General features: G+C 61.8%; 10 protein-coding genes. 4 read left to right on the top strand and 6 right to left on the bottom strand.

Translation table 11 applies throughout. The features are described from left to right. Positions 1-12: 12 nt before the first annotated feature. From arcD to ACTG20_RS11380, 6 genes are all read right to left on the bottom strand, one after another. Positions 13-1,449, bottom strand: coding sequence for an arginine-ornithine antiporter (gene arcD / locus ACTG20_RS11405; RefSeq protein ID WP_005336921.1), 1,437 nt, complete (start codon positions 1,447-1,449; stop codon positions 13-15). A gap of 358 nt (positions 1,450-1,807) precedes the next feature. Then, a complete protein-coding gene (locus ACTG20_RS11400) occupies positions 1,808-2,587 on the bottom strand; it encodes an SDR family NAD(P)-dependent oxidoreductase (RefSeq protein WP_194496147.1) in 780 nt (259 codons plus the stop codon). Positions 2,588-2,639: 52 nt separating this feature from the next. Continuing rightward, positions 2,640-3,542, bottom strand: a complete 903-nt coding sequence (mmsB, locus tag ACTG20_RS11395; protein ID WP_194496146.1) for a 3-hydroxyisobutyrate dehydrogenase — start codon at positions 3,540-3,542, stop codon at positions 2,640-2,642. Between the two features lie 51 nt (positions 3,543-3,593). After that, positions 3,594-4,706, bottom strand: a complete 1,113-nt coding sequence (locus ACTG20_RS11390; RefSeq protein ID WP_194496145.1) for an enoyl-CoA hydratase/isomerase family protein — start codon at positions 4,704-4,706, stop codon at positions 3,594-3,596. 18 nt (positions 4,707-4,724) lie between these two features. Continuing rightward, on the bottom strand, positions 4,725-5,507 hold the full coding sequence (locus ACTG20_RS11385; RefSeq protein WP_005336930.1) for an enoyl-CoA hydratase: 783 nt from the start codon (positions 5,505-5,507) through the stop codon (positions 4,725-4,727). A gap of 140 nt (positions 5,508-5,647) precedes the next feature. Then, entirely contained in the window at positions 5,648-6,805 is a 1,158-nt protein-coding gene (locus ACTG20_RS11380; RefSeq protein ID WP_194496144.1) for an acyl-CoA dehydrogenase family protein, read from the bottom strand. A gap of 305 nt (positions 6,806-7,110) precedes the next feature. Here ACTG20_RS11380 and ACTG20_RS11375 point away from each other — a divergent pair, with 305 nt between their 5' ends. From ACTG20_RS11375 to ACTG20_RS11360, 4 genes are read left to right on the top strand one after another with little or no spacing between them, the layout of a single operon-like run. Continuing rightward, on the top strand, positions 7,111-8,253 hold the full coding sequence (locus ACTG20_RS11375; RefSeq protein WP_100645989.1) for an isovaleryl-CoA dehydrogenase: 1,143 nt from the start codon (positions 7,111-7,113) through the stop codon (positions 8,251-8,253). Beyond that, a complete protein-coding gene (locus tag ACTG20_RS11370) occupies positions 8,250-9,869 on the top strand; it encodes a carboxyl transferase domain-containing protein (protein WP_194496143.1) in 1,620 nt (539 codons plus the stop codon). Before ACTG20_RS11375 ends, ACTG20_RS11370 begins: the two co-directional genes overlap by 4 nt. Positions 9,870-9,880: 11 nt before the next feature. After that, positions 9,881-10,735 (top strand): enoyl-CoA hydratase-related protein, encoded by an 855-nt coding sequence (locus ACTG20_RS11365; RefSeq protein ID WP_194496142.1) that lies wholly within the window; start codon positions 9,881-9,883, stop codon positions 10,733-10,735. Further along, positions 10,732-12,726: an acetyl/propionyl/methylcrotonyl-CoA carboxylase subunit alpha gene (locus ACTG20_RS11360; protein ID WP_194496141.1), complete on the top strand. Its 1,995-nt coding sequence runs from the start codon at positions 10,732-10,734 to the stop codon at positions 12,724-12,726. The genes ACTG20_RS11365 and ACTG20_RS11360 overlap by 4 nt, the downstream gene beginning before the upstream one ends. Positions 12,727-12,737 lie beyond the last annotated feature (11 nt).

Here is a 12,737-nt window from a genome sequence, read left to right as displayed (position 1 = left end):
TCATTGTGCCGGTTAGTGCAGTGGAATGGTACCGTCCATCACCTTGTAGAAGGCCAGTACGGCACAGCCGAGCAGGGCCGCCGTCATCCCCTGCTCCAACCGGTTAAGGCCGCGCAGACCGTGATGCTGACGCGCCTTCCAGTAGATGAAGATGCCCGGACTATAGAGCAGCGCCACCAGCAACAGGTACTCCACACCGGCTGCGTAGACCAGCCAGCAGCCGTAAACCGTCGCCACCAGGGCCAGCAGCAGGTCACGCTTGCGTTGATGAGGTTGACCCTGATAGGTCTCCCCTTTCAATGCCAGCTTCAGGCCATAGGCACCGGAGAAAACGTAGGGCACCAGCGCCGCCGAGGTTGCGATGTTGACCAGCGCCAGATAGGTGCTGCTCTGGAAGTAGATGATGATCAGGAAGATCTGCACCAGACAGGTAGAGCACCAGAGGGACACCTGCGGCGAGCCGTTCTTGTTCTCCTTGGCAAACCAGCCCGGGAACACACCGGTCTTGCCCGCGATGTAGGGCACTTCAGCGGCCAGCACGGTCCAGCTGAGCAGAGCCCCCATCACCGACACCACCAGACCGATGTTGATAAGCCAGGCGCCCCAGGGGCCGACCACGGCCTCGAGGATCATGGCGGTCGAAGGGTTCTTGAGCGCCGCCAGTTGCGGCTGGCTCATGACACCCAGCGAGAACAGGGTCACCATCACGTAAAGCGTCAGGGCGCCGAGCAACGCCAGCACGGTAGCGCGGCCCACATCCTTGCGATGACGGGCACGGGCAGAGACCACCACGGCCCCTTCAATCCCGATAAAGACCCAGAGGGTCACCTTCATGGTGGACTTGACCTGATCCATCACGGAGCCCAGCTCCATGTTGTTCTGGCCCCAGATATCCAGAGTGAAGGTATCCATGTTGAAGGCCAGCAGGATCGCAACACAGAAGACGATGAGCGGCACCATCTTGGCGATGGTAGTGACGATATTCACCAGTGCAGCAACCTGTACCCCGCGCAGCACCAGCGCATGCACCGACCAGATCAGGATGGAGGCCAGCGTGATGGCCACCGGCGTATTGCCGTCACCGAAGATGACGTTGTCAGGTGTATCGAAGAAGTAGCTCAGGGCGCTAAACACTACGATGGCGTAGGAGACGTTGGCCAGCAGTTGGCAGAGCCAGTAACCCCAGGCGGCGTTGAAGCCGATAAAATCGCCGAAACCGGCTTTGGCATAGCTGAAGATACCGCCATCGAGATCGGGGCGGCGCATGGAGAGGTTCTGATAAACCAGCGCGAGACAGATCATGCCCAGACCGGTGATGGCCCAACCCAGGGCGACCGCCCCGGCACTGGCATGCGCAGCAATGTTTTGTGGCAGACTGAAGACCCCGGCGCCGACCATGGAGCCGATCACCAGCGAAATGAGGGCGCCCAGCCCTAGTTTCTTGTCCATTTCAATCCTGTTTATTTAGGCGGCGGCAGAGCGTCCGTATTCATACTGCGCGCAATATGGGAGGGGCTGGGAATCCTGACCCCGTGAAAAAGGCGGCAACTATATTGCATGACTATTCCGACCGCAATCCCTCGTCTCGTCAATCATGCACCGCCTTGACCGCGCGCAATTTTACAGCACTGACCCATATGGCCTGTGAGCTGGCTCAAATTAACCAAGACCCATTGATATTTCTCATTTTTCTGCCAACACAACCTGACTCGCATGGTTCCTATGCATCGCCATTCAGGCACTCTCTGTATAAATAATCTGCATAAAAAAGCCCCGGTGGAAACACCGGGGCCCATTATGTAAATCCCTATAAACGCAAACCGCCATCCAGTTCTATCATCCTTCCCGACAGATAGTCGTTGGCAAAAATAAAGCTCACCGTCTCGGCCAGCTGTTGCGCATCGCCAAGGGTGCCGACCGGAATGGCCTGCTGCATCCGCGCCATCGCCTCCGGCTTCATCGCCGCCGTCATGTCGGTGGCAAACACCCCGGGGGCAATCCCCATCACCCGAATGCCATGGCGCGCCAACTCCCGCGCCCAGGTCACCACCAGCGAGGCAACCCCCGCCTTGCTGGCGGCATAGTTGCTCTGGCCAATATTGCCAGCGCGGGCGATGGAGGAGATGTTGATGATGACGCCCCCCTGCCCCCCTTGGGCCATCAGCGCCGCCCCTTCGCGCCCACAGAGGAAGGTACCTGTGAGGTTGACGTCAATCACGCTCTGCCACTGGGCCAGCGTCATCTTCTCCACCAGCTCACCCTCTTTCACCTTGATCAGCATGCCATCGCGCAGAATGCCGGCGCAGTTGATAAGACCGTGCAGCACGCCAAAACGCCCTTTGATGGCGGCAAACGCGGCTTCTACCTCGGCTTCGCTCGCCACATTGCAGACAAACAGCTCGCACTGACTATCTTGATCGCACTGATCATTCTGACTGCGCACCAGGGCTGCGGTAGCCTCCAGATCGGCGCGATTGATGTCTAGCAGCCCCAGCGTCGACCCCTGTGCGCCCAGGGCCAGCGCAATGGCCCGTCCCAAGCCACGTCCGGCGCCGGTAATAACGATGACCTTATCTTTGATATCCATCAATGCTCCTTGTAGCTGGTCGAAGGGAGATGCCTTGAAGAGAGGTGGCCCGTCAGGCGGGATCCTGTTTATCCAGATAGAGTTCGACGATGCTGGAGAAATCGCGGCTCCCCTGCCCCTGAGCGGCATGCAGGTTGAACAGGTTACGCGCGAGCGCCCCCATGGGCACAGCGCTGTGGCCATGCTCGGCCAGCGCCATGGCCAATCCCAAATCTTTCACCATCAAACGGGTCATAAAGCCCCCCTGATAGTTACGGGCAGCAGGGACATTCTCCATCACCCCGGGCCAGGGGTTGTAGCGCTCCAGACTCCAGTTGTTGCCGGAGCTCTTGCCCATGATGGTAGAGAGCACGGCGGGATCCAGTCCCTCCTTCACCCCGAGGGCCAGCGCCTCGGCGGTACCCGCCATATGGATCGCAAGCAGCATGTTGTTGCACATCTTGGCGATCTGCCCCGCCCCCAGCGTCCCTGCGTGAAACAGGTTCTGCCCCATGCAGGCGAGCAGGGATTTCGCCGCCTCGAAATCTGCCGCGTCGCCGCCAACGATAAAGGTGAGCGTCCCAGCGGCCGCACCGGCGACACCGCCCGATACGGGGGCATCAATAAAGCGCAAACCGCGCGCGCGGGCCGCCTCCCCGACCTGACGGGCAGAGTCGACATCGATAGTGGAGCAGTCGATCACCAGTGCACCAACCGGCAGGGCCGCCAGCAGATCCTGCCCCTCAGACAACCAAAGATCGCGCACATGCTCCCCCGCAGGTAGCATGCTGATCACCACCTCGCAGCCGGTCACCGCCTCACGGGCATCCCCCGCTGCGATGCAGCCAGCGGCGATGGCGCGCTCAATGTTTTGGGCAACCAGATCAAACACCTGCACCCTGTGCCCGGCCCTGGCCAGATTGGCCGCCATGGGCCCCCCCATGTTGCCGAGCCCGATAAACCCTATCCTTGTCATCCCGCTTGCTCCTTGCGTTGCTGATGGCGGCGTCCGCCGGTTGCCAAGATGTTATTCCTTGCAGGCCAACGGATTGCGCCCCTGCGGCCAGCGATAGAACTCGTCCAGCCACTCCCCCTCCGGTGGCAACTGTTGCCAGCGGGGATCTTTATCCTTGTCGATCAGCAGTGCCCGTACCCCTTCCACAAAATCCCCCTTGAGCACACAGTTGACCGAGAGGGTCAGCTCCTCGGCAAATACCTCTGCCAGTGAGTTGCGGCGAGCCTGCCAATATTGACGCCACAAAATGGCGCGGCTGATGGGGCTGCCGGTGCGGCAGAGCTGCTGCGCCTGCTGGAGTACCGCCTCCTGTTCATCGAACTGAGCCTCGAACAACCGCGCCAATACCCCTTGCAACGTGCGCCCCACCAGCAGGGTATCGATCCTCTGTTGATGGGGTAACAGCACAGGCGCAGGCAAGCGGGCCGCCACCTCACCATGTAACCCTCTGAACAGCAGATCGATCTGCTCACGGGGATCACCACTGCCAGTCCAGTCGAGTACGGCGAGGTGTGACAGCAGCGCACTGCGCTCGCCACTGGCGATGGCGTGATCCGCCAGCCCAAGACCGATGGCATCACTCCCGTTGAAGCGGGCGCCAGTCAGACCGAGCCAGAGCCCGAGTCGCCCCGGCATCCGGCTTAAAAACCAGCTTGCCCCCACGTCGGGGTAGAGTCCTATAGTCACCTCCGGCATGGCGAACAGGCTTCTTTCGGTGACAACCCGAAAATCGGCTCCGGCACACAGGCCAATACCGCCCCCCATGCAGATACCGTCCGCCACGCAGATCAGGGGCTTGCGGTAAGAATGGATGTGGTGGTCGAGCCGGTACTCCTGCTCGAAAAAGTCGCGGGCATATTCGAACAGTTCCGATCCGCTTGTCTCCTGTTTGCGGTAATAGAAGGAGCGGATATCGCCACCGGCACAAAAAGCCTTCTCACCCGCCCCCTGCAGCAGCACACAGACAATGGCGGGATCCTGCTCCCAACGGGTCAGCGTCTGTTGCAGGATCTGGATCATCGGCAGGCTCAATGCGTTGAGAGACGCAGGGCTGTCGAGGGTCAACACCCCGATCTGATGGCCATCTTCGGTGGGATAACAGCTAACCTTGACCGGCTCACTCATAAACGGCTCCGTATGGATTTATTCTGTTGGGCCATATTGCCAGCGCGGTAAGCGTTTCTCCAGGAAAGCTGCCACCCCTTCACGCTGATTGGCATCGCTAAAGAGATCGAGAAACAGCGACCGCTCAAGGGGCAAGGCGGCATCCCGCGGGCCACTGCGGCCCTGATTGATCAGGGTTTTGCAGGCGCGCAGGGCGCTCGGGCTCTGACGCTCTACCAGATGGGCCATCTGATGGGCGGCCTCCCACGCCTGACCGGTTTTCACCACCTCCTCCACCAGCCCCATCTCGTAGGCCAGCGAGGCACTCACCTTCTCACCGCAGAGGATCATCCGCTTGGCCCAGCCCGGCCCCACCAGCTCGGTCAGGCGCTGGGTGCCACCGGCACAGGGAAGCAAGCCCACCGAGGCTTCCGGCAGTCCCAGCAACGCCTGCTGCTCGGCGATGCGGATATCACAGGCCAGCGCCACTTCCAGGCCACCGCCCATGGCATAACCATTGATGGCGGCGATACTGACGCCGTGAAAACGGGCCAGCGCCTCGAAGGCCTTGCCAAAGGCCTCGGCTACTTCACGGGCCAGCTCGACATTCCCCTCGACAAACATATTGAGGTCGGCACCGGCGCAGAAAAATTTGTCGCCCGCACCACGGATCACCAGCGCCACCACGTCGGGACGACTGTCGAGCTCCACCATCATCTGCAAAAAGGCCTGCAGGCTGGCGAGGGTCCAGGTGTTGGCAGGGGGATGGTCGAGGGTGATATAGGCCACGTGGCCATGATATTCGAGTCTGATCCTTGTCATAGCATTGTCCTTGTCGATGAAGCTGCCGCCATGATGACAGGCTTGAATGACACCAACCTGTGGCTGGCTCACAAAGCCGAAACCGGCATGGCATGGTGCAAATCGGGTGGCAGGCAACACACCCTTGATGCGACCACCGGTTAGCCCAGCGACAAACCGGGATCGGCCAGCATGCGGCGCGCGATGATGAGTCGCATCACCTCGTTGGTGCCCTCCAGAATGCGGTGTACCCGGGTATCGCGCAGATAGCGCTCGAGCGGATACTCGCGGATATAACCATAGCCGCCAAAGAGTTGCAGAGCCTCATCACAGATTCGATAACCCACATCGGTAGCAAACCGTTTGGCCATGGCACACCAGGCACTCTTGTCCGGTGCCCCGCGATCCAGCTTGTCGGCGGCCTGACGTACCAGCAAACGGGCGGCAGCCAGCTCGGTCGCCATATCGGCCAGGCGAAACTGCACGCTCTGGAATTCGCTGATCGGGTGACCAAATTGCTGGCGCTGCTGCACATAAGCCAGCGCATCGTCCAGCGCCTGCTGGGCGGTGCCCACCGAACAGGTGGCAATATTGATGCGCCCCCCATCGAGGGCCTGCATGGCGAACTTGAACCCTTCCCCCTCTTCGCCCAACCGATAACAGGCAGGAATGCGAACCCCGTTGAAAACAACCTCCCGGGTCGGCTGGCTGTTCCAGCCCATCTTCTCTTCTGCCTTGCCATAGCTCACGCCGGGGGCATTAGCCGGCACCATAAAGGCAGAGATCCCCTTCGCACCTTCACCACCGGTACGGGCCATCACCACCAGCACGTCAGTGCTGCCCGCTCCCGAGATAAAGACCTTGGTTCCCTCGATGAGGTAGCTATCACCCTCGCGAGTGGCTCGGGTCTTGAGTGCCGCCGCATCGGAACCCGCCCCCGGCTCGGTGAGGCAATAGGAGCCCAGCAGCTCGCCGCTGGCCAGTTTGGGCACCCACTCCTTGGCAACCTCGGTGGGCAACCAGCTACCCAGCATCCAGCTCACCATGTTGTGGATAGTCAGATACGCCGTGGTCGAGGTACAGCCCATGGCGAGGCGTTCGAAGATGAGGCTCGCATCGAGGCGCGGCAGCCCCAATCCGCCAAACGGCTCCGGGGTATAGAGACCACAAAAACCTAGCCCGGCCGCCTGCTTGATGGTCGGGATCGGAAACTCATGCTCCTTGTCCCAGCGCGCGGCATGAGGTTTGAGCGCCTCATCGGCAAAGGCGGCGGCCGCCTCCACATACGCCTGTTGATCATCGGTCAGGGTAAAATCCATCTTGTCGTTCGCTCCCTTGTTGCCCCGCGCTTATTTTCCTGAGTTAGTGCTTTATGACGCGGCGCCCACACGCTGCGTCAGTCGGATCTGCCACTATGGCGCTGTTGTCGTGGTAGCTGATGACACTCTCACTACCACCGCTTTATCGACACACAACAGATTAACAATTGATTTACGTTTACGCTAACGTAAACTTATGGCAGAAGTGAAGTACAAAATGGACCGACCACTGCCAGCCGTAACGCCGAGTCAGCCGGTCGAACCCACCTTCCTACCCGATTGTCATATCCGCAAGGAGAGCATGGATGCAGATGGATGAGACCCTGAATGCCCTGACCGAACAGGTTGCGGCCTTCTGCCAGAAAGTGATCGCCCCGCGCGCCAGCGAGATCGATCAGAGCAACGCCTTTCCCCGTGATCTCTGGCCCCGGATGGGTGAACTGGGGCTGCACGGCATCACGGTGGCGGAGGAGTATGATGGGGTGAACCTCGGCTATCTGGCCCACGTGCTGGTGATGGAACAGGTAAGCCGCGCCAGCGCCTCGGTCGGCCTCTCCTACGGCGCCCACTCCAATCTCTGCATCAATCAGATCCACCGCCACGGCACGGCGGAGCAAAAAGCGCGCTACCTCCCCCCGCTGGTGAGCGGCGAGCATGTGGGGGCGCTAGCCATGAGCGAGCCGGGCGCCGGGTCCGATGTGGTGAGCATGCGCCTCACCGCGGAGCGCGAGGGCGATCACTTCGTGCTGAACGGCAACAAGATGTGGATCACCAACGGGCCCGATGCCGACACCTTCGTCATCTATGCCAAGACAGATACCAGTGCGGGCCCCAAAGGAATTTCTGCCTTTATCGTTGAAGCCGGCACTCCCGGTTTTTCTACCGCCCAGAAGCTCGACAAGCTGGGGATGCGCGGCTCCAGCACCTGCGAGCTGGTGTTCGACAACTGCCGAGTGCCGCAGGAGAACCTGCTGGGCACCCTGCACGGCGGGGTCAAGGTGCTGATGAGCGGGCTCGATTACGAGCGGGTGGTGCTGGCTGCGGGCCCCCTTGGCATCATGCAGGCCTGCATGGATGTAGTGCTGCCCTATGTGCGTGAGCGCAAGCAGTTTGGTCAAGCCATCGGCGAGTTCCAGCTGGTGCAGGGCAAGCTCGCCGACATGTATACCCGCCTCGCCAGCAGCCGGGCGCTGGTCTACTCGGTGGCGAGCGCCTGCGATCAGGGTCGCACCAGCCGCAAGGATTGCGCCGCTGCTATCCTGTTTGCCGCCGAAAATGCCACCCAGATGGCGCTCGATGCCATCCAGCTACTGGGCGGCAACGGCTATATCAACGAATACCCCACCGGCCGCCTGCTACGGGACGCCAAGCTCTACGAGATCGGCGCCGGCACTTCGGAGATCCGCCGCTGGCTGATTGGTCGCGAGCTGATGGGAGAGAACGCATGAGCAGGATCCACTCCCGCCTCGACACGGCGAGCCCGGAATATGCAGCCAATCGGGCCGCCATGCAGGTGCTGGTCGATGATCTCCATGCACGCATTGCCGAGAGCGCCCAAGGAGGCGGCGCGGCCAACAACGCCCGCCATCAGGCTCGAGGCAAGCTGCTGCCCCGCGAGCGCATCAATCAGCTGCTGGACCCGGGCTCCCCGTTTCTCGAACTCTCGGCGCTGGCTGGCTGGCAGGTCTATGACGAGCCGGTGCCCGCCGCCGGTATCATCACCGGCATCGGCCGGGTCTCGGGCAGGCTCTGCATGATGGTGGTGAACGATGCCACAGTGAAGGGCGGCACCTACTACCCGCTCACGGTGAAAAAACATCTGCGCGCCCAGGCCATTGCAGAGCGGCTGCGCCTCCCCTGCCTCTATCTGGTGGATTCCGGCGGCGCCTTTCTGCCGATGCAGGACGAGGTTTTCCCCGACCGGGATCACTTTGGTCGCATCTTCTACAACCAGGCCCGCATGTCGGCCCAGAACATCCCCCAGCTGGCGGTGGTGATGGGGCTCTGCACCGCAGGCGGCGCCTATGTGCCCGCCATGGCGGACGAATCCATCATAGTCAGGGAACAGGCCACCATCTTTCTGGCGGGCCCGCCGCTGGTCAAGGCCGCCACCGGCGAGGAGATCAGCGCCGAGGCACTGGGCGGCGCCGAGGTGCACTGCGCCCACTCTGGGGTGGCTGATCATATGGCCCGTGACGATGCCCACGCGCTAGCCATCGCCCGAACCCTGCTCACCCATCTGGGCAGTGACCATGTTCCGCTCTCGGGTTTGGCATCCGGCAGCCCAAGTTACGATGAGCCAACCTACCCCATAGAGGATCTCTACGGTCTGGTGGGCACCAGCCTCAAACGCCCTTACGACGCCCGCGAACTGATTGCACGACTGGTGGATAGCTCTGACTTTGACGAATTCAAGGCGCTGTTCGGCACCACACTGGTGACCGGCTTTGCCCGTATTTGCGGCATGGAAGTGGGGATCCTCGCCAACAACGGCGTGCTGCACAGCGACAGTGCCCAGAAGGGGGCTCACTTTATCCAGCTCTGTAACCGCCGCTCTATCCCGCTGCTCTTTTTACAGAACATCACCGGTTTTATGGTGGGGAGTAGCGCGGAAAAAGAGGGGATCGCCAAGCACGGCGCCAAGCTGGTCACCGCCGTGGCCTGCAGCCGGGTGCCCAAGATCACTCTGATAGTCGGTGGCAGCTTCGGTGCCGGCAACTACGGCATGTGCGGCCGCGCCTATGAACCCGATTTTCTCTTTAGCTGGCCCAACAGCCGCATCTCCGTCATGGGGGGCGAGCAAGCTGCCGGAGTGCTGGTACAGGTGCGTCGGGACAAGCTGGCCGCCGAGGGCAAGAGTCTGAGCGAGCAGGAGGCAGCCGCCATCCGCGCTCCGGTGATCGAGCAGTATGAGCGGCAGGGTCACCCCTACTACGCCAGCGCTCGCCTGTGGGATGATGGCGTCATCGACCCGGCCCAGAGCCGCATCGTGCTGGCGCTGGCGCTCGCCGCATGTCAGGGTGCCCGCATTGCTCCCGAGCAGTACGGCATCTTCCGGATGTAAGGAGCAAAACTATGTCAGATCCACTTACTTCCTCAGCACTTGGCTCTTCAACACAGGGCCCGTTTCGGCTGGAGCGGCACGGCCCGCTGGCTGAGCTGGTGCTGTCGCGACCGGCCCGCCATAACGCCTTTGATGCCAACCTGATGCTAGGGCTGCTCGACTGCCTCGATGACCTGGCCCATCTCCATGGTCATGCTCTCGCCGAACGTCCTCATGCTTTGCTGCTGCGGGCCGAGGGCAAACACTTCTGCGCGGGCGCCGACCTCAACTGGATGCGCAATCTGGCCCACGCTGATTTCGAACACAATCGCGAAGACGCCCGGGTACTCGCGCGGCTGATGCAGACCCTCGACGAACTTCCCTTCCCCACGGTAGCGCTGGTGCAAGGGGCCGCCTACGGCGGGGCGCTGGGCCTCATCTGCGCTTGCGATCTGGTGCTGGCCAGCGACGACGCCCGCTTCTGCCTCTCCGAGGTGAGCCTAGGTCTGGTACCTGCGGTGATCAGCCCCTACGTGGTACGCGCCATGGGAATGCGTCAGGCGCGCCGCTACATGCTCAGTGCCGAACCGTTCGATGCCATTACCGCCTGTCGGCTCAATGTGGCGCATCAACTCTGCCAACCGGATCAACTGCTGGCGGAGGGACGGGCGCAAGCCCTTCGTCTGTGCCGCAATGGGCCGGAAGCGATGAAAGAGACCAAACGGCTGCTGGCGGCGATAGAAGACCATCCTTCCCGCCTGCACGAAGAGAAAACCGTCGAGATCATTGCCCGGGTTCGGGTGGGGCTCGAAGCTCAGGAGGGGATGCAGGCCTTCTTCGACAAACGCCCTCCCGCCTGGCGTCCCCCTTTCAAGGATGAGACATGACCCATCACACTCTGATCAAGCGCCTGCTGATCGCCAATCGCGGCGAAATCGCCGTGCGCATCATCAAGACGGCGAAACGCCTCGGCATCCACACCATCGCCCTCTACTCCGATGCCGACGCCCACGCCATGCACACCCGTCTGGCCGATGAGGCCTGGCATCTGGGGCCAGCACCGGCCAGAGAGAGTTATCTCGACACCGGCAGGGTGCTGAAGATTGCCAAAGAGGCGCGCGCCGATGCCATCCATCCCGGTTACGGCTTTCTGTCGGAAAACAGCGATTTTGCCACCGCCTGCGAACAGCGCGGCCTGCGCTTTGTCGGCCCAAGCGGCGCCGCCATTCTCGCTATGGGCGACAAATCGGGCGCCAAGGCGCTGATGCAGGCTGCCGGTGTACCTGTGCTGCCTGGCTATCACGGCACGGATCAGCAGCCGGACTTCTTGCGCGATCAGGCAAGCCTGGTGGGCTTCCCGCTACTTATCAAGGCGGCCAGCGGCGGTGGTGGCAAGGGGATGCGGCGGGTCGATCAGCTGGCTGACTTTGACGAGTCGCTGGCGGCAGTCAAGCGGGAGGCCAAGGCTGCCTTTGGCGATGATCTGGTACTGCTCGAGCGCTATCTGCCCCAGGCTCGCCATGTGGAAGTACAGGTCTTTGCCGATAGCCTCGGCAACACCATCTATCTGGGGGACAGGGATTGCTCCTTGCAGCGACGCCATCAGAAGGTGATCGAAGAGGCGCCAGCCCCCGACATCCCTCCGGCTCTGCGCCGCGCCATGGGGGATGCGGCCGTGGCAGCTGCCAAAGCCATCCACTATCAGGGGGCGGGCACCATCGAGTTTCTGCTCTGCAAGGATGAGTTCTTCTTTATGGAGATGAACACCCGGCTGCAGGTGGAGCATCCGGTCACCGAAGCCGTAACCGGGCAGGATCTGGTGGCCTGGCAGCTGGCCGTAGCCGAAGGCAAGCCGCTACCACTCACCCAGGAGGAAGTGGTGCTGCGCGGCCATGCAGTGGAGGCGCGCCTCTACGCCGAAGATGTGGCGGCCGGTTTTCTGCCCGCCAGCGGGCCTATCCACTGGCTCCACTGGCCCGTTGGCGTGCGCATCGACACCGGCGTTACCGCTGGCGATGAGGTGAGCCCATATTACGACCCCATGATCGCCAAGCTGATCGCCCACGGCCAGAACCGCGCCGAGGCGTTCGCCAAACTGGCAGATGCGCTGGCGGCACTGGATCTCGGGCCGCTGGTCCACAACGGCCAGCTGCTGCTGCGCCTGTGTGAAGAGCCCGACGTCCTGGCCATGGGCCACCATACCCAGTGGCCCATTCCCACCTCAGCACAGCCCATTCCTGAGCTCGCCTGGCCGCTGGCCACCCTCTGGTTGGCGAGCCGCTCTGCCGGCACCTCCCCCTGGCAGCAAATCTGCGGATTTCGACTGGGGCCGGATCATTGCTGGACAGCGTCGGTGCGCATCGGTGATGAGCGCCGGGTATTGACCCTTCGCGATCGTGACGGCCAGTTTGAGTGGCAAGGGGAAAACCGTTGCTACCAGCGAGGTGACGAGCATATCCGGCTGCAACAGGGTGGCTGCTGGCAGCAGATCCCCATTCAGACGGTCCTAGGCTCGGAGGCAACCTTCATCATGCCCCTAGGGGGCCAGCGCATCCGTTTCACTGCTGATGATCAGCAGCACAGTCACCACCATGATCAGGAAAATGAGAAGGCGCAGGGCGCCATCGCCCCCATGCACGGTATCGTGGTAGCCGTGCTGGTCGAGCAGGGGCAAGCTGTCAACAAGGGGCAACCTCTGCTGGTGCTGGAGGCGATGAAGATGGAACACCAGCTGTGTGCAGAGCGGAACGGGGTAATTGAAGCCCTGCAGTGCAAACAGGGCGAGCAGGTAAGTCAGGGGGCCGTGCTGGTGCGCTTTGCCGATACCGATACAGCCTCGGAGCATAACACCATCAACCAACAAGCGAGTAGGTCATGAACAGAGGAGCA

Source organism: Aeromonas sp. 84A, assembly GCF_051919345.1.
In the GTDB taxonomy this organism is placed as follows: Bacteria; Pseudomonadota; Gammaproteobacteria; order Enterobacterales; family Aeromonadaceae; genus Aeromonas; species Aeromonas veronii.
This window is presented reverse-complemented; position numbering and strand designations above follow the sequence as displayed.